The organism is Ruegeria sp. AN11, assembly GCF_056536005.1.
In genome coordinates this window covers 2,087,157-2,103,915 of record NZ_JBQFJD010000001.1, presented here as the reverse complement: position 1 = coordinate 2,103,915, position 16,759 = coordinate 2,087,157, and the positions used below count along the sequence as shown (strand labels likewise).

Annotated in this window: 16 protein-coding genes; 13 read left to right on the top strand and 3 right to left on the bottom strand. The window is 58.4% G+C overall.

What is annotated here, in order from left to right:
* The first annotated feature begins 151 nt into the window (after positions 1 to 151).
* From rpsL to ACR3EQ_RS10345, 5 genes are all read left to right on the top strand, one after another.
* The gene (gene rpsL, locus ACR3EQ_RS10365) at positions 152 to 523 is read left to right on the top strand and encodes a 30S ribosomal protein S12 (RefSeq protein WP_005621086.1); all 372 of its coding nucleotides are present in this window, start codon (positions 152 to 154) and stop codon (positions 521 to 523) included.
* A 15-nt stretch (positions 524 to 538) separates the two neighbouring features.
* Complete coding sequence (rpsG, locus tag ACR3EQ_RS10360; protein WP_039529242.1) at positions 539 to 1,009, top strand: 30S ribosomal protein S7; 471 nt, start codon at positions 539 to 541, stop codon at positions 1,007 to 1,009.
* Between the two features lie 18 nt (positions 1,010 to 1,027).
* Positions 1,028 to 3,145, top strand: a complete 2,118-nt coding sequence (gene fusA / locus ACR3EQ_RS10355) for an elongation factor G (RefSeq protein ID WP_170613555.1) — start codon at positions 1,028 to 1,030, stop codon at positions 3,143 to 3,145.
* A 60-nt stretch (positions 3,146 to 3,205) separates the two neighbouring features.
* Positions 3,206 to 4,381: an elongation factor Tu gene (gene tuf, locus ACR3EQ_RS10350; RefSeq protein WP_170613553.1), complete on the top strand. Its 1,176-nt coding sequence runs from the start codon at positions 3,206 to 3,208 to the stop codon at positions 4,379 to 4,381.
* A gap of 238 nt (positions 4,382 to 4,619) precedes the next feature.
* Positions 4,620 to 6,332 (top strand): amidohydrolase, encoded by a 1,713-nt coding sequence (locus ACR3EQ_RS10345; protein WP_480440670.1) that lies wholly within the window; start codon positions 4,620 to 4,622, stop codon positions 6,330 to 6,332.
* A 218-nt stretch (positions 6,333 to 6,550) separates the two neighbouring features.
* Here ACR3EQ_RS10345 and ACR3EQ_RS10340 read toward each other — a convergent pair whose 3' ends face one another.
* A complete protein-coding gene (locus ACR3EQ_RS10340) occupies positions 6,551 to 7,807 on the bottom strand; it encodes a tetratricopeptide repeat protein (protein WP_480490559.1) in 1,257 nt (418 codons plus the stop codon).
* Positions 7,808 to 8,044: 237 nt separating this feature from the next.
* Here ACR3EQ_RS10340 and ACR3EQ_RS10335 point away from each other — a divergent pair, with 237 nt between their 5' ends.
* Positions 8,045 to 8,983, top strand: a complete 939-nt coding sequence (locus tag ACR3EQ_RS10335) for a transferrin-binding protein-like solute binding protein (RefSeq protein WP_170815896.1) — start codon at positions 8,045 to 8,047, stop codon at positions 8,981 to 8,983.
* A 131-nt stretch (positions 8,984 to 9,114) separates the two neighbouring features.
* On the opposite strand, the gene rpe is transcribed toward ACR3EQ_RS10335, so the two are convergent.
* Positions 9,115 to 9,801: a ribulose-phosphate 3-epimerase gene (gene rpe, locus ACR3EQ_RS10330; protein WP_170613545.1), complete on the bottom strand. Its 687-nt coding sequence runs from the start codon at positions 9,799 to 9,801 to the stop codon at positions 9,115 to 9,117.
* A 207-nt stretch (positions 9,802 to 10,008) separates the two neighbouring features.
* Here rpe and phnC point away from each other — a divergent pair, with 207 nt between their 5' ends.
* From phnC to ACR3EQ_RS10305, 5 genes are all read left to right on the top strand, one after another.
* Positions 10,009 to 10,830: a phosphonate ABC transporter ATP-binding protein gene (gene phnC / locus ACR3EQ_RS10325; protein ID WP_170613543.1), complete on the top strand. Its 822-nt coding sequence runs from the start codon at positions 10,009 to 10,011 to the stop codon at positions 10,828 to 10,830.
* A 68-nt stretch (positions 10,831 to 10,898) separates the two neighbouring features.
* On the top strand, positions 10,899 to 11,801 hold the full coding sequence (gene phnD / locus ACR3EQ_RS10320; RefSeq protein WP_155148824.1) for a phosphonate ABC transporter substrate-binding protein: 903 nt from the start codon (positions 10,899 to 10,901) through the stop codon (positions 11,799 to 11,801).
* A gap of 66 nt (positions 11,802 to 11,867) precedes the next feature.
* The gene (gene phnE, locus ACR3EQ_RS10315; RefSeq protein WP_155148826.1) at positions 11,868 to 12,749 is read left to right on the top strand and encodes a phosphonate ABC transporter, permease protein PhnE; all 882 of its coding nucleotides are present in this window, start codon (positions 11,868 to 11,870) and stop codon (positions 12,747 to 12,749) included.
* Positions 12,746 to 14,113: a phosphonate ABC transporter, permease protein PhnE gene (gene phnE / locus ACR3EQ_RS10310; RefSeq protein WP_170613541.1), complete on the top strand. Its 1,368-nt coding sequence runs from the start codon at positions 12,746 to 12,748 to the stop codon at positions 14,111 to 14,113. The genes phnE (ACR3EQ_RS10315) and phnE (ACR3EQ_RS10310) overlap by 4 nt, the downstream gene beginning before the upstream one ends.
* Positions 14,114 to 14,137: 24 nt before the next feature.
* Positions 14,138 to 14,755 carry an LbetaH domain-containing protein gene (locus ACR3EQ_RS10305; RefSeq protein WP_480490557.1) on the top strand — a complete coding sequence of 206 codons (618 nt, stop codon included), beginning with the start codon at positions 14,138 to 14,140 and terminating at the stop codon, positions 14,753 to 14,755.
* Between the two features lie 156 nt (positions 14,756 to 14,911).
* Here ACR3EQ_RS10305 and phnF read toward each other — a convergent pair whose 3' ends face one another.
* Positions 14,912 to 15,622 (bottom strand): phosphonate metabolism transcriptional regulator PhnF, encoded by a 711-nt coding sequence (gene phnF / locus ACR3EQ_RS10300; protein ID WP_170613537.1) that lies wholly within the window; start codon positions 15,620 to 15,622, stop codon positions 14,912 to 14,914.
* Positions 15,623 to 15,725: 103 nt separating this feature from the next.
* Between phnF and phnG the strand changes: the two genes are divergently transcribed.
* Both phnG and phnH read left to right on the top strand, forming a co-directional pair.
* Complete coding sequence (gene phnG, locus ACR3EQ_RS10295) at positions 15,726 to 16,187, top strand: phosphonate C-P lyase system protein PhnG (protein ID WP_170613535.1); 462 nt, start codon at positions 15,726 to 15,728, stop codon at positions 16,185 to 16,187.
* Positions 16,184 to 16,759, top strand: a complete 576-nt coding sequence (gene phnH, locus ACR3EQ_RS10290) for a phosphonate C-P lyase system protein PhnH (RefSeq protein ID WP_170613533.1) — start codon at positions 16,184 to 16,186, stop codon at positions 16,757 to 16,759. Before phnG ends, phnH begins: the two co-directional genes overlap by 4 nt.

The following is a 16,759-nucleotide window of genomic DNA, read 5'->3' as shown; positions in this document are numbered from 1 at the left end:
AGTTCGCGCCCTCTGATAACAAACCGCGACGTTCACCTCGGAATGGGAACGCTCGCGGGTTTTGCGCTTGTGGACGCATGAGTGCAGCAAGTTTAACCGCACGCAACGCGCGTGCATGTCATGTGTGTTGCAAAACGGGGAAGAAACCGGAATGCCAACTATTCAACAGCTGATCCGCAAGCCGCGGCAGCCGAAAGTAAAACGCTCGAAGTCCATGCACCTGGAGCAGTGCCCGCAGAAACGCGGTGTCTGCACACGTGTTTACACCACCACACCGAAGAAGCCGAACTCGGCTATGCGTAAGGTTGCCAAGGTGCGCCTGACCAACGGGTTCGAAGTCATCTCGTACATCCCGGGTGAAAGCCACAACCTGCAGGAGCACTCGGTTGTTCTGATCCGTGGCGGCCGTGTGAAAGACCTTCCCGGTGTGCGTTACCACATCCTGCGCGGTGTTCTGGATACTCAGGGCGTCAAAGATCGTAAGCAACGCCGTTCGAAATACGGCGCGAAGCGTCCCAAGTAAGAAGGAGAGGCTGATATGTCACGTCGACACGCCGCCGAAAAACGCGAAGTCCTGCCTGACGCCAAATTTGGCGACAAGGTGCTGACCAAATTCATGAACAACCTGATGATCGACGGCAAGAAGTCGGTCGCAGAGCGCATCGTCTACAACGCGTTTGACCGCGTTGAGAACAAGATCAAGCGCGCCCCGGTCGAAGTGTTTCACGAAGCGCTCGACAACATCAAACCGTCGGTCGAGGTTCGCTCGCGCCGGGTTGGTGGTGCAACCTATCAGGTTCCGGTCGAAGTGCGCCCCGAGCGCCGCGAAGCTCTGGCCATCCGCTGGCTGATCACCGCCGCCCGTGGCCGCAATGAAAACACCATGGAAGAGCGCCTTGCAGGCGAACTGTTGGACGCCGTTCAGTCCCGCGGTACCGCCGTCAAGAAACGCGAAGACACCCACAAGATGGCCGAGGCGAACAAAGCCTTCAGCCATTACCGTTGGTAATCCCAGAGGCTTATCCAAATGGCACGCGAATATCCGCTCGAACTATACCGCAACTTCGGTATCATGGCGCACATCGACGCAGGTAAGACCACCTGCTCGGAGCGTATCCTGTATTACACTGGTAAATCCCACAACATCGGTGAGGTGCACGATGGTGCAGCCACCATGGACTGGATGGAGCAGGAGCAGGAACGCGGCATCACCATCACTTCGGCTGCGACCACCACCTTCTGGGAGCGCACCGAGGACGGTCAGACCGCCGATACCCCAAAGCACCGCCTGAACATCATCGACACCCCCGGCCACGTTGACTTCACCATTGAAGTTGAGCGTTCGCTGGCGGTTCTCGACGGTGCCGTCTGCGTTCTGGACGCAAACGCCGGTGTTGAGCCCCAGACCGAAACCGTGTGGCGTCAGGCTGACCGCTACAAGGTTCCGCGTATGGTTTTCGTCAACAAGATGGACAAGATCGGCGCAGACTTCTTCAACTGCGTTCGCATGATCGAAGACCGCACCGGCGCACGCGCTGTTCCGGTTGGTATTCCGATCGGCGCCGAGTCCGAACTGGAAGGCCTGATCGACCTGGTCACCATGGAAGAGTGGCTGTGGCAGGGTGAAGACCTTGGCGCAAGCTGGGTCAAGGCCCCGATCCGTGACAGCCTGAAAGACATGGCTGACGAATGGCGCGGCAAGATGATCGAAGCGGCCGTCGAAGAAGACGACGACGCGATGATGGCCTACCTGGAAGGCGAAGAGCCCGATGTTCCGACCCTGCGCAATCTTCTGCGCAAGGGCACGCTGGCGCTGCACTTCGTTCCGGTTCTGGGTGGTTCGGCGTTCAAGAACAAAGGTGTTCAGCCGCTGCTCAACGCTGTGATCGATTATCTGCCCAGCCCGCTGGACGTTGTCGATTACATGGGCTTCAAACCCGGTGACGAGGAAGAAGTTCGTAACATCGCACGTCGTGCCGACGACAACATGGCCTTCTCGGGCCTGGCGTTCAAAATCATGAACGACCCCTTCGTCGGTTCGCTGACCTTCACCCGGATCTATTCGGGTGTCATGAACAAGGGCGACTCGATCCTGAACTCGACCAAAGGCAAAAAAGAGCGCATCGGTCGTATGATGATGATGCACTCGAACAACCGGGAAGAGATCGAAGAAGCGTTTGCAGGCGACATCATCGCGCTGGCGGGTCTGAAAGACACCACCACCGGTGACACCCTGTGTGACGCGAAGGATCCGGTGGTTCTGGAAACCATGACCTTCCCCGATCCGGTAATCGAGATCGCGGTCGAGCCCAAAACCAAGGGCGACCAGGAGAAGATGTCCCAGGGTCTGGCCCGTCTGGCCGCCGAAGACCCGTCCTTCCGCGTGGAAACCGACCTGGAATCGGGTCAGACCATCATGAAGGGCATGGGCGAACTTCACCTGGATATCCTGGTCGACCGTCTGAAGCGTGAGTTCAAGGTTGAAGCGAACATTGGTGCACCGCAGGTGGCCTACCGTGAAACCATCTCGATGCCTGTCGAGCACACCTACACCCACAAGAAACAGTCGGGTGGTTCGGGTCAGTTCGCGGAAGTCAAGCTGGAGATCCAACCCACTGAGGCGGGCGAAGGCTATTCGTTCGAAAGCCGCATCGTTGGTGGTGCCGTTCCGAAGGAATACATCCCCGGCGTTGAAAAAGGCATCAACTCGGTCATGGACAGCGGCCCGCTGGCTGGCTTCCCCGTGATCGACTTCAAGGTTGCCCTGCTGGACGGTAAGTTCCACGACGTTGACTCGAGCGTTCTGGCGTTCGAAATCGCATCGCGGATGTGTATGCGTGAAGGCATGCGCAAAGCCGGCGCGAAACTGCTGGAACCGATCATGAAGGTCGAAGTGATCACCCCGGAAGAATACACCGGCGGTATCATCGGTGACCTGACCTCGCGTCGTGGCCAGGTGTCTGGACAAGAGCCGCGCGGCAACGCAATCGCGATCGACGCGTTTGTTCCGCTGGCGAACATGTTCGGCTACATCAACACCCTGCGTTCGATGTCGTCGGGCCGTGCCCAGTTCACCATGCAGTTCGACCACTACGATCCGGTTCCGCAAAACATCTCGGACGAGATCCAGGCGAAATACGCATAAGCGAAGATTTGAGGGAGCTCGGGTAACGGGCTCCCTTCATTACCGAAAAAGGAGGCCATCATGGCAAAGGAAAAGTTTGAGCGTACAAAACCGCACGTCAACATCGGCACGATTGGCCACGTTGACCATGGTAAGACCACGCTGACGGCGGCAATCACCAAGTATTTCGGTGACTTCAAAGCGTATGACCAGATTGACGGTGCGCCGGAAGAGAAAGCGCGCGGCATCACCATCTCGACCGCCCACGTGGAATACGAGACCGATGCGCGCCACTATGCGCACGTTGACTGCCCCGGCCACGCCGACTACGTCAAGAACATGATCACCGGTGCTGCCCAGATGGACGGCGCGATCCTGGTTGTGAACGCCGCTGACGGCCCGATGCCGCAGACCCGCGAGCACATCCTGCTGGGCCGCCAGGTTGGCATCCCGAAGATGGTCGTGTTCATGAACAAGGTTGACCAGGTCGACGACGAAGAGCTGCTGGAACTGGTTGAGATGGAAGTTCGCGAACTGCTGTCCAGCTACGACTACCCCGGCGACGATATTCCGATCATCGCAGGTTCAGCTCTGGCGGCGATGGAAGGCAACAACCCGGAAATCGGCGAAGCGAAGATCCGCGAACTGATGGCGGCTGTTGATGAGTATATCGACACCCCCGAGCGCGCTGTTGATCAGCCGTTCCTGATGCCGATCGAAGACGTGTTCTCGATCTCGGGCCGTGGTACCGTTGTGACCGGTCGTGTTGAGCGTGGCGTGATCAACGTTGGCGACGAGATCGAAATCGTTGGTATCCGCGACACCGCGAAAACCACCTGCACCGGTGTGGAAATGTTCCGCAAGCTGCTGGACCGTGGTGAAGCCGGCGACAACATCGGCGCCCTGCTGCGCGGTGTTGACCGTGACGGTGTTGAGCGTGGCCAGGTTCTGTGTAAGCCGGGTTCGGTGACACCGCACACCAAGTTCGAAGCCGAAGCCTACATCCTGACCAAGGAAGAAGGCGGCCGTCACACCCCGTTCTTCGCGAACTACCGTCCGCAGTTCTACTTCCGTACGACGGACGTGACCGGCACCGTGACCCTGGCCGAAGGCACCGAGATGGTCATGCCCGGCGACAACGTGTCGTTCGGCGTTGAGCTGATCGCACCGATCGCGATGGAGAACGGTCTGCGTTTCGCCATCCGCGAAGGCGGCCGCACCGTCGGCGCCGGCGTTGTGTCGAAGATCATCGAGTAATTCGCATCTGCGAAAAGCTACGGAAAGGGCGTCCTTCGGGGCGCCCTTTTTGTGTTTTTCCAGAGCCTTCTGTAATGCTAACTTCTTTCGTATTGAGACATTGCAATTAGAAAGAGGTCCTAAGATGCACTTTTCGGCGCGTTCAGTTTGTCTTGTCGCAGCAGTTGCTCTCTCAGCTACCTCGGCGTCCTCACAACAAATCGCGGACAGGATTTATCTCGGCGGGCCAATCGTTACGATGAACGACGCGGCCCCTTCCGCCGAAGCCGTCGCAGTTAAAGATGGGCGCATTCTTGCCGTTGGGTCGCTGTCTGACTTGTCGGCGCATCAGGGTGAAGAAACCGAAACCTATGATCTGGAAGGGCGCGCGATGCTTCCAGGTTTCGTCGATAGCCACGGGCATGTCGTTTTGGGCGGGGTGCAGGCTTTGTCCGCTAACCTTCTTGCGCCACCGGACGGGGAGGTCACTGATATCGCCAGTCTGCAATCCACACTGACTGACTGGGCCGAGGAGAATGCGCAGGCCGTTGAAAAGGTCAAAATGATTATCGGCTTCGGTTACGACAATGCGCAACTAAAGGAACTGCGTCACCCAACACGACAAGAGTTGGACGTGGTGTCCGAGGACCTGCCCGTTGTCATTATTCATCAGTCTGGGCACCTGGGTGTGGCAAACTCGAAAGCCCTGGAGTTGGCAGGTATCACAGCGGCCTCAGAGGCTCCTCCGGGCGGTGTCATTCAACGCGATGAGGCCGGGGAACCAAATGGTGTTCTGGAAGAATACGCGTTCTTTTCGGTTCTGGTGCCGATATTGGGGAGTCTGGGCGAGGAAGGTCTGGCAGCATTTGCCCGAGCCGGAACCAAACTTTGGGCAAAGTTTGGGTATACGACCGGGCAAGAAGGCCGGTCATCGGGTGAAATCGTCGAAGCTCTCAAGAAAGTTGCCGCCGAAGAAGGACTTCCTATCGACGTTGTCGCGTTTCCAGATGTTCTTGAGTCGAGGGAGTATATTGGCGCAAACACCTCGGCGGATTATGACAACAGGGTTCGGGTAGGTGGCTGCAAGCTGACAATTGACGGATCGCCGCAGGGCTTCACGGCTTTGCGGGATCGACCCTATTACGATCCGGTTGGCAACTATGCAGCTGGGTATGCAGGATACTCCGCCATCACGATGGAGCAACTCCAGGATGCCGTGAACTGGTGTTTCGAGAACGGTTTCCAGATCCTCGTGCATTCCAACGGTGAAGGGGCATCTGACATGCTGATTGCGGCCCTCGAAGAGGCGCAGATAAAGTATGGGGATCCGGGCAACCGCCCTGTTCTGGTTCACGGTCAGTTTCTGCGAGAGGACCAGGTTGCCAGCATAAAACGGTTGGGAGTGTTCCCGACGCTTTTCCCTATGCACACATTTTACTGGGGTGATTGGCACCGGGAACACACAGTCGGTCCAGTGAATGCCGACAATATCTCTCCAACAGGGTGGCTGCGTGAGCGGGACATGATGTTCGGCACGCATCACGATGCCCCGGTCGCCTTTCCGGACAGTATGCGTGTCCTTGCGGCGACGGTTACACGTCGAACACGGTCTGGTGACATTCTTGGGCCGCACCAGAGGGTTGATGTGATGACTGCGTTGAAAGCCATGACAATTTGGCCCGCCTGGCAACATTTCGAAGAAGATCAGAAGGGCTCAATCGAAGTTGGAAAAGTCGCCGATTTCGTCATTTTGTCCGACGATCCAACTGCTGTTGATCCCGAGAAGCTGGCCGAACTTGAAGTACTTGTGACCATAAAGGGGGACGAAGTTGTCTATGAGGCCGAAGACGGTATCAGGGAAGGCAATCTGCAATTCTCGCCGTTTTCGAATGATCCAGTAATCGCGCACCTTTTTCTGCATGCGGTTTATCAAGGGATGAAGGTCGAAACCCCATGGCTCGTGCGGAATTAACATGAGTTTTTTCGCGGAAAGCTGAGGCTTTTTGTCGAAGATCATCGAGTAAATCGCATCTGCGAAATGCTACGGAAAGGGCGCCCTGCGGGACGCCCTTTTTTGCTTCGTACACGGCCGAGACTTCTTCGCGAATGAACTCGGGGTGCGGACTCTGCTGAACATAAGGCCGTTCCACTCCTGCAAGCGGTTTGCCCTGCGGACCGGACCGCCCGTTTTCAGAAACGCCGCTCGAAGCCCAGCTCAAACTCGGTTTCCATATAGCTGTAGGCCCTGATATCAGACTGAGTTCGGTTGTATTCCAGTTGCATGAACGGCGAGAAGCCGTTGCCAAAAAACAGATCGTTTTTTTCGACCCTGACTGCCGTACCCCACGACTTCTCGTCCGGCGAGGCGGTGAGGATCGGGCTGGGTGATTGGAATATCCTGTTTTCAAGATAGACGGACGGACGAAACGTGAAGCCGCCGCGTGTGTCGACCTGACCAAACAGGGTCAATCGCTTGCGCAAGTAATTGTCCAGATCGCCTTCGACTGACTTGTCCTGGATCAGCGCGCTCAACCCGATGGATCCCCGCCCGCCGATGGACCGGCGGACACCAAGTTCGGCCTGAAACTCATGACCGTCCAGCGCGCTGTTTGTCGGGTTGTGCAGGCGCGACGCGGATACAAGGCCAAAGACAGATCCCCCGAGCAGGTTTCTGCGTTCGAACGCAGTTTCCAGAGCGATGCGGTTTTCGAACACATTGCCGCCGACAAGTCGGGTCGAGAGGGCCGGCCCGAAAGACACGGTGGTCAACGAGGCGAGGGTGCGCAGACCGAACCTTCCGACAAAAATGTAGTCATCGTAGTTCGAGGTTCGCGCCTCGGTCACGTCAAACGCCAATGATGCAAATGCAACGGTATCGAGGGTGGAAAAGGACAGGTCGACCGGTTTGCGGAAATTCGCAGCTCCGGTGACGCGCAGGCCGAGCTCGGTCGAGGTGTCGCGGTCCAACGTGAACGGCAGCTTCAGCCCGAACAGGTTCAGTGTGATCTGGTCCGTGTCGTATTTGCGCGGATTGCCGACGGTGGTCAGGCCGAGGCTGAGATCCCAGTCGAACCCCCGGCGGGCGTCGATCTGCCGGATGTAGCTGAGAACACGGGCGCGCACAGGGTCCGGCAGATCGCCGGAAAGAACGACAAAGAACTCGTTTCGTGCCCGGTCCCACTGATGGGCCAGAAAGAATGCGCGGGCAAGTTCCAGCCTGACCCGCACGAGATTCGGATTGGCCGCCAGTATCGAGGAGAACTTTTCGATTGCAGCTTGCGGTTGTCCGCGTTGCAGATCCGCAAGGCCACTTAGAAACAAAGCTTCGATTTCCGTTTCGTCGACAAACGCAGCGACTGGAACTTTGTTTTCTGACTGGGCGCGGACCTCGGTATTGGGTAACAGGACAAACAGAAAGCTGAGGGCGGTAAGCAGAATACGGGTCAAGAACAAGCCTTTTTGGACGTCATCCGGCGCCAGAACGAAATTGAGCGGCGCGGTCTATTATTGTTGTTGCGGGAAACCATTTTTGCCGTGAAAACAAAATTTTGCGTCAATTCGGCCCACGGTGCCTGTCGCATTTTCAACAACAAAAACATATCCTATAGATTGCACGGGCGGCATCACTTGCGCCGTATGGGTGAGTAACTAATGTGCCGTTTCAGATTTGACTATGGAGCAGTTATGAATTCCCAAACACGTTGCCTGATTGCAGCATTCATCCCCGTATTATTCCTTGGCGCATGCGGCGGAGCCGCCGGTCTTGATTTTGATGGCGGCGGCGGTGGTGATTCGTCCTCTGGTGGTGGAAATTCTGCCGAAGGGCCGATTTCAACAACGCTGGCGCAGAAAATCAATCTGCCGCAGGATGGCACTGCAACCTTGAATGGCAGGGCAGTCGTGCAGGCGTATTCGTCAAATCAGGTGAATGGTCAAGTCATCGTTCAAAACCAGACTGGCCCGATTCCATCGGATCTGACGCTGATTACAAGCGGCGGAAACATCGTTGCGGCGACGGCTGTTTCGGGGGGATCCAGTTTCAATCTGGACAGCCGCAATGGTGACAGGATTGATCAGGGTACGGCAGCGGTCACCTTCAACTCTCCGGATTTGAATTCCGGTGCAACCATTCTGGACCCAACCCGGACACGGTTCGAGTATCAGACCTTTGGCGCGTGGTTGCATGACCGGAACCAGCCGTCCGGTACTGCGGGCGCCGGGTCCTATGGCTCGGTTACGCCGACCGCCGACATGCCGCGCGGGCAGACCGCCAGCTATCAGGGTGCCAGCACCGGGATTGCACGGCGCGCCGATGGAACCCACTATCAGACGGTTTCCGAAGTCAATGTGTCGACAGATTTCTCCACCGTTTCGATGAGCAGCACCAATACCGTGGCAGACAGCCTGCTGGTCGGAGGGGGCACCGGTCTCGCCCCAGAGCTGGATTTCGCAGGTACCGGCAGCGTTTCGAACTCGGGGTTCGTGGCGAATGTCGCCGGTTCGGGAACCAGCGGTCAGGCCCATGGTGTTTTCTACGGCCCCAATGCGGAAGAAGTTGGCGGAACATTCCAGACCACTGGCGCGAACGGTGTGTCTTATATCGGAGCGTTCGGCGCAGATTGATCACCCTGCAAGAGCCTTCCTGTGTAAAGGCTCTTGCTATCAGGGCTGAATGCCGGTGTCCCAAGCCTGTTACATGCGGGCTTGGGTTTCGTTGCCAAGAGTTCCCCAGGGTTCTCTGGCCGCGATGACGCCTAGAGTGCGGAGTTTGCGGCCGCCCGGACTGCCTGAATGTTTGCACCGTATACTTCGGGTCGGGAGACCGAGCCGCCCTTGAATACGGCGGAACCGGCGACCAGTACGTCCGCCCCGGCGGCTGCGACCAACGGTGCCGTCTGGGGATCAACGCCGCCATCAATCTCGATGTGAACCGGGCGATCACCGATCATCTGCCGCAGGCGGCGGATCTTTGCGGTCATATCGATGAATTTCTGGCCACCAAATCCAGGGTTCACCGTCATGACGCAAACGAGGTCCGTCAGGTCCAGCAGATGCTCGACCGCCTCGGCAGGAGTTCCCGGGTTCAGCGCAACGCCCGCTTTCATCCCGGCGGCTCGGATCGCCTGTAAGGTGCGGTGCGTATGTGGGCCTGCCTCGACATGGGCGGTCAGGATGTCGGCACCCGCATCGGCATAAGCCTGAATGTAGGGGTCGACCGGCGTGATCATCAGATGCACGTCCATCACTGTCTTCACATGCGGGCGGAATGCCGTTACCGCAGGCGGACCAAAGGTCAGGTTCGGCACAAAATGACCGTCCATCACATCGACATGCACCCAGTCGGCGCCCTGGGCCTCGATCGCCTGAATTTCTTGTCCGAAATTGGCGAAATCGGCGGACAGGATGGATGGGGCAATCTTGATGGAACGGTCAAAGCTCATGGCTGGCCTCGTGCGCAGGTAACTTGTTGCCCGCGCATATAGCCGCGATTGATGCCAAAGGGTAGGCCCAATCCCGCGTTTGCGGGGCTTGGAGCCGGGTGGCCGATACTTGCAGCACGGATCGCAGTTACAAAACTTTCATCGAACCGACACATCCCCGTTGAGTGCCGTCTGTAGCTGGCCACCAACACGATTTGGGGGTGGCACGTGCTGCGTATCGAAAAACTGACCAAGCGATTTGGTGACAACGTTGCTGTCGATGCGGCAACGCTGGATGTGGACAAACCTTGCATGATCGGGATCATCGGCCGGTCCGGGGCGGGTAAATCGACGCTGTTGCGAATGCTCAACCGGTTAACCGATTCCAGCAATGGCCGCATTCTGTACGAAGGCCGCGATGTTACCCGACTGAAAGGCCGGGAAAAACGGTCCTGGCAGGCCGAGTGCGCGATGATTTTCCAGCAGTTCAATCTGGTGCCGCGCATGGATGTCGTGTCGAACGTGCTGCACGGGACGCTGAACCGACACTCGACACTGGCGACGATATTCAACCTGTTCCCGATGGAGGATATCCATCGCGCCATCGACATAATGGATCGTCTTGGCATTGCCGAACATGCGCCAAAGCGGGCTGAGGCCCTGTCGGGGGGGCAGCAGCAACGCGTCGCCATCGCACGTGCCCTGATGCAGGATCCCAGGATTATTCTGGCCGACGAACCTATCGCCTCGCTGGACCCGATGAATGCGCAGGTCGTGATGCAGGCCCTGCGCCGTATCCACGAAGAGGACGGCCGCACCGTCATCGCAAACCTTCACACGCTGGACACCGCGCGCCGCTATTGCGACCGCGTGGTTGGCATGCGTGACGGGCGCATCGTGTTTGACGGGTTGCCCGAGCAGCTGACCACCGGGGTTGCCCGCGAAATCTATGGCGCCGACGCCAGCTTCTCGGAAGAGGCGACATCGACCGAGATCGAAACGCTCGGCGCCACCCAGAAGGCCCTGATGGAAGCCGAGGCCACCATCTGAGCCACCCCCACGACCTTTCATCGCCCGGCCCGATGAGAGGTCGGGGCAATCAAACTGGAGAGAGACAGATGAAAAAACTAATGGCTGCCCTTGTTGCGACCACTGCCATGGCCGCACCTGCAATGGCTCAGGACATCAGCGAATTCCGCATCGGTATTCTGGGCGGCGAAAACGCTCAGGACCGTCTGAACAACAACGAGTGCCTGCGGGAATACACCGAAGAAGCGCTGGGCGTTGAGACCAAGCTGTTTGCCCCTGCCGACTATAACGGCGTTATTCAGGGTCTGCTGGGCGGCACCATCGACATGGCATGGTTGGGCGCGTCGGGCTACGCAAAAACCTATCTGAGCGATCCTGAGGCGGTTGAGCCGGTTCTGGTCAAAGTGAATGTCGACGGCGGCTACGGCTACTATTCGATCGGGTTTGCACGCAAGGACAGCGGCATCACCTCGCTGGATGACATGAAGGGCAAGACCTTTGGTTTTGGTGACCCGAACTCGACCTCGGGCTATCTGATCCCGTCGATCGAAATCCCGCAGGCCACTGGTGCGACCATGGATTCGGGCGACTACTTTGGTGAAGTGAAGTTCACCGGCGGTCACGAGCAGACCATCGTTGCAGTCAACAATGGCGACGTTGACGGTGGCGTTACCTGGGCTGACGGTCTGGGCAACTGGGAAGACGGCTACAACTCGGGTGCCCTGCGCCGCGCTGTTGATGCCGGTCTGGTCGACATGAACGACATGGTCGAAATCTGGAAATCCAAGCCGATCCCGGAAGGTCCGGTAGTTCTGCGCACCGCGCTGCCTGCGGATGTCAAAGAAAAGATGACTGCCCTGATGGCTGGCCTGCATGAGAAAGACCGCGAATGCTTCTACGGTGTTGCCGCGGGTGAGGCAAAAGCGTTCGAGCCGATCACGCATGACGCCTACGAAATCATCATCGAAGCACGCAAGCTTAAGTCCAACTAAGCCTGCCTATCCAATGATCGGGGTCTGGTTCGATACCGGACCCCGTTTTCCCCTCAGGAGCATTCCATGACAGACCTGACTGCAGGGTCCCAAAGCGTCGATCAGATCCGCGACGAATATACAGCGATGACGCGACGCAAGAGGGTCTATGGTGGTATCCTTCTGATCTTGTTCGTGGCTTTGATGGCTGCGGGATTCCGCACTGCCGACAGCCGCAATGCGGGGAGCTTCACCGACGGCTGGCATCGCATTCTGGACTATCCGGCCGAGGTGTTGTCGGAAGCCTGGGAAAAGATCGGCGCTATGCCGGCGAACCTTGTCGAGTTTTTTCCCGCATTGATCGAGACACTGAACATCGCGGCGGCGGCAACTTTGGTTGGGACCATCGGCGGAACGTTTCTGGCGCTGATGTCGACGCGGGGCATGGCGCTTTGGCCATCCCTGATCCCGGTCTTCCGCCGGATCTCGGATATCTTCCGCGCCATTCCCGAGATCGTGATTGCACTGGTTCTGATCTTCATTCTGGGTGGTGGCCCGATCCCGGCGATGATCGCCATTGCCATTCACACGGCGGGTGCGCTGGGCAAGCTGTTCTCGGAGGTCAATGAAAACGCCTCGCTCAAACCGGTGGAAGGATTGCAGTCGGTCGGAGCCAACTGGTCACAACGCATGTATCTGGGCGTGATCCCGCAAGTCGGTCCGAATTATGTCAGCTACGCCCTGCTGCGTTTTGAGATCAACATTCGCGCCTCGGCCATTCTGGGCTTCGTCGGTGCGGGTGGTCTGGGCTACGAGTTGCGCAACGCCATGTCCTGGGGGCAGGGGCGTTACGATGAGGCCGCGGCCATCTTCATCCTGCTTTTCGTCACCATCGTTATCGTGGATCAGCTGTCCGGGCTGCTGCGCGACCGCCTGACCCACGGGTCGGAAAAAGGAGCTACGGCATGAGTACCTTTGCCACCGACCTGTCGATAGATGACCTCAAGGCCGAGGCCGACCGCCTGTTCAGCCGCAAGCGTATCGTGAACTTTGGATTGCCGGGATTGGTTGTCCTGTACCTGATCTATGTCTTCTTTGCCTTTGACGTGCCAGGGCTGGCCGAACGCGCCAATTGGGAAAACGGCAAGACGCTGGTTTCGGATAGCTACAGCTACAAAACCCATGTCGAGCGCGACAACCGCAATGGTGAAGTTTCGGTTGCCATCGAGGGTGAGCGCAAGGGTGCCTATCCCGAGGGGACCGCGCCGGATTGGGTCGCGTTGGGTGAGACGACCGTAATCGATCTGGAAGACGGACACGTTGTGCGCTTTGGTCCTGAGACGGTCGAGTACGACATCCCGGGTTATGGTAGGGTACGCGCGACACCCAGCCGATCCGCTGGCGTGCAGGCGGAATTGCCGTCAGAGGATGTGCCTGAATGGATCAATGTCTCCAAGAACCGTTTGGCGATCACGACGGATGCGGGCCGTCTGACGGTTACCCGCAACCGATCAGAAGTATTCCGCTATTTCACTGGTTGGGAGCTGTTCTGGTTCACGCTGGATAGCCCGTATTACGGAAAATCCTTCTCGGAGTTGATGGGGCGTGCCGCATCAGGTGAAGCCGGTGCGATCTTCAATGACTTCTGGACCAACAAGATGTGGCGGCATCAGGATGTGGCCTGGGCGATCTTTGAGACCATTCTGATGGCCTTTCTGGGAACCCTTGGGGCTGGCCTGATCGCATTGCCGCTGGCCTTCATGGCGACGCGCAATTTCAATCCGTTGCGGTCGGTACGCTTTATCACGCGCCGGGTGTTCGATTTTGTCCGTGGCGTGGACGCATTGATCTGGACGGTTGTTCTGGCCCGGGCCTTTGGTCCCGGCCCGTTGACGGGGGCACTGGCCATTCTGGTGACGGACACAGGCACATTCGGCAAGATTTTCTCGGAGGCGTTGGAAAATGTGGATCAGAAGCAGATCGAAGGCGTGCAATCCACCGGAGCGAACGCGCCACAGCGCTATCGCTTTGGGGTGATCCCGCAGATCACTCCGGTGTTGTTGAGCCAGTTGCTTTACTTCCTCGAATCCAACACCCGCAGCGCTACCGTGATCGGTGCGATCACCGGCGGCGGGATCGGCCTGCTGCTGACGCAGGCCATCATCACGCAAAAAGACTGGGAAGAGGTCGCCTATTACATCGTCCTGATCATCCTGATGGTGATGTTGATGGATTGGTTCTCGGGCTGGCTGCGCCGACGTCTGATCCAGGGTGAAACCGGAAAGACGCGCAAACCGCGGGATCGCAAGGGCAAGCCGTTCCTATTGCCGTGACCTAAGAACAAGGACAAAAAGACCATGGCGCGACTGCGTTCCGACCAGCCGTTCATCCATCCCGATTGCCAGATTGCCGGCAGCACCTTTGGCGAGTTTGTCGAGATCGGTGCCGGTACCCGCGTGGCGAATTCCGAGTTCGGCGATTACTCCTATTGCGACCGGACCTGCGACATCGCCAATGCCCGGATCGGCAAGTTTGCGAACATCGCCAGCTTCACTCGGATCGGGGCGACCGATCATCCGATGGAGAAAGCCTCGCTGCATCATTTCCACTATCGGTCAGCTGACTATTGGGACGATGCCGAGGACGATGCCGACTGGTTTGCCCATCGCGCGGGTCGCACAGCGTTTATCGGCCATGACACGTGGATTGGTCATGCCGCGATCATCAAGCCCGAGGTTACCATCGGCCATGGCGCGGTCGTCGCCTCTGGTGCGGTTGTCACCAAGGATGTAGCGCCATACACGATTGTTGCTGGTGTGACTGCACAACCAGTGTGTCGTCGCTTTCCCGAGGATATTGCAGATCGCATGATGGCACTGGCCTGGTGGGATTGGGACAACAGCAGGCTTCGTATTGCCCTGCCAGATTTCCGTGCCATGTCTGCCGAAGCATTTCTGGAAAAACACGAGGCGTGATCAAGTCAGCCAAGACGGCTCCCGCGCCTGCGGGGACATCGGCTGCGCCGACGCCCCTTGGCGGCCTTGGGCCCGGCGCCGCGCATTGCGCGGCGCTATGCCCAACGGGATGAGGCCTCCGTCAGGAGGTTGAAGACGGGCGGGAGCAATCCCGTTTTATTCTTCGCTTAGGGTTAGTGTTACGCGCTCACCCGCGAATACGGTCTTGCCATATTCAACGGGCTGTCCGTCAGGATCAGCGTTTATCCCCAGCGAATGCAGCACGGGGGCACCTTCGGTCAAATGCAAATGCAGTGCCTGCGTTGCGCTGGCGGACCGCGCGGTCAGGCGGGTCGAAATACGGGTGTAATCCGGTACACCGCAGGTTTGCAGGGCCTTTGTCACCGATGCGTTTTCGGACAGGGCGTCCAGTAGGTCGGGAAATCGCTCTGCCGGAAAGACGCTCTGAAACAGACCCACAGGTTGCCCGTCAGCCAGAGACAAGCCGTCATAGACATGAACCGGGTCACCTGTTTGCAGGCCGAGCGCTTCCGCTTCGGCCTCATCAGATGTGCGGGTCGTCAGGGCCAGTACCCGTTTGCCCGGGATCTTGCCGCTGGCCGAGATGTTCTTGTGATATCTGACACGTTTGCCAATCGGGTAGTCGGTGGGGCGGGCCGAAACAAACACGCCTGCACCGCGCCGGGCGTGGACCAACCCATGCTCGGCCAGATCGGACAAAGCCCGTCGAACGGTATGCCGGTTTACGCCATGGGTTGCGGCCAATTGCGCTTCGGTCGGCAGGCGGTCGCCGGTGTTGTAGCGGCCCTCGGCTATGTCCGAGGTCAGGGTCAGGGCGATGCTTTTCCAGATCGGTGTTTTGCTCATGTCATAAAAACTTCACGGCTGCGGAGATTGCGACTCGAGATCAACAGGTGTAATATTTGTCTAGTTGTATAGTAAAAATAGACAACCTGGCCAAGAGGCTTTGATGGTGGAACAGACAGATAAATCAGCCGAAACCAGGCAGGCATGGATGGGTGTGCTGGCCCGGGCGCCGCAGGATGCCCTGATGGCGCTATGGGACGGCCTGCAGCTGAACCCGACATATGAATGGCTGCGTGCGCCCGAAATCGGTGGCGTCATGGTGCGCGGTCGCACGGGTGGCACGGGTGCCCCGTTTAATCTGGGTGAGATGACAGTGACGCGATGCTCACTGGTGCTGGAGGATGGCACGGTCGGGCACGGCTATGTTCAGGGCCGATCCCGGGATAAGGCCCGAACGGCGGCTCTGGTCGATGCGCTGATGCAGACCGGGTCTGCCGACATGGTCCGGGCAAAAGTGATTGATCCGCTCGCACGGGAGATGCAGGCCACCAAGACGGCACGTGCGGCCAAGGCAGCGGCCACCAAAGTCGAGTTCTTCACCATGGTACGCGGAGAAAATCAATGAGCGCGCAAACCCAATTCTCGGGTGGGTTCCTAAATGCGCCGATTGATGCCGCACATGCCTTTCGTGCGGCAATGACCGTCATGGCGCGACCCGGAGAGGTGCGTGACCTGACTGGTGCTGAACCCCCTGCACCTTTGTCCATAGCGGCGGGTACGTTGCTGTTGACCCTATGTGATCCTGAAACCCGCGTTCACCTTGCTGGGGAGGCTGATACCGAAGCGGTGCGGAAATGGCTGACCTTCCATACCGGAGCGCCGATTGTTCCCGCGGCCGAGGCCGATTTCTCGGTTGGCCGCTGGGAAGATCTCATGCCGCTGAACTCCTACCGGATTGGCACGCCGGAATATCCCGACCGGTCTGCCACGCTGATCGTGGAATGCGACGCGCTCGAACAGCAGGGCGCGGCACTCAGCGGGCCGGGCATCAAGGAGGTGGCGCATCTGTCGCTGCCGGACGTCTCGGCTTTGCAAGGCAATGCGGCGCTCTACCCGCTGGGATGTGACTTCTTTTTCACCTGTGGCACCCAGGTCGCGGCATTGCCGCGCAGCACGCAGATCAGGGCAGAGGGTTAA

Bases quoted from the DNA above. Each gene is read 5' to 3' on its own strand.
- phnH (WP_170613533.1), top strand. From the start codon at position 16,184: ATGAGCGCGCAAACCCAATTCTCGGGTGGGTTCCTAAATGCGCCGATT.
- ACR3EQ_RS10335 (WP_170815896.1), top strand. From the start codon at position 8,045: ATGAATTCCCAAACACGTTGCCTGATTGCAGCATTCATCCCCGTATTA.
- rpe (WP_170613545.1), bottom strand. From the start codon at position 9,801: ATGAGCTTTGACCGTTCCATCAAGATTGCCCCATCCATCCTGTCCGCC.
- phnF (WP_170613537.1), bottom strand. From the start codon at position 15,622: ATGAGCAAAACACCGATCTGGAAAAGCATCGCCCTGACCCTGACCTCG.
- rpsG (WP_039529242.1), top strand. From the start codon at position 539: ATGTCACGTCGACACGCCGCCGAAAAACGCGAAGTCCTGCCTGACGCC.
- ACR3EQ_RS10305 (WP_480490557.1), top strand. From the start codon at position 14,138: ATGGCGCGACTGCGTTCCGACCAGCCGTTCATCCATCCCGATTGCCAG.
- phnG (WP_170613535.1), top strand. From the start codon at position 15,726: ATGGTGGAACAGACAGATAAATCAGCCGAAACCAGGCAGGCATGGATG.
- ACR3EQ_RS10345 (WP_480440670.1), top strand. From the start codon at position 4,620: ATGAACGACGCGGCCCCTTCCGCCGAAGCCGTCGCAGTTAAAGATGGG.
- fusA (WP_170613555.1), top strand. From the start codon at position 1,028: ATGGCACGCGAATATCCGCTCGAACTATACCGCAACTTCGGTATCATG.
- phnD (WP_155148824.1), top strand. From the start codon at position 10,899: ATGAAAAAACTAATGGCTGCCCTTGTTGCGACCACTGCCATGGCCGCA.
- phnE (WP_155148826.1), top strand. From the start codon at position 11,868: ATGACAGACCTGACTGCAGGGTCCCAAAGCGTCGATCAGATCCGCGAC.
- tuf (WP_170613553.1), top strand. From the start codon at position 3,206: ATGGCAAAGGAAAAGTTTGAGCGTACAAAACCGCACGTCAACATCGGC.
- phnE (WP_170613541.1), top strand. From the start codon at position 12,746: ATGAGTACCTTTGCCACCGACCTGTCGATAGATGACCTCAAGGCCGAG.
- rpsL (WP_005621086.1), top strand. From the start codon at position 152: ATGCCAACTATTCAACAGCTGATCCGCAAGCCGCGGCAGCCGAAAGTA.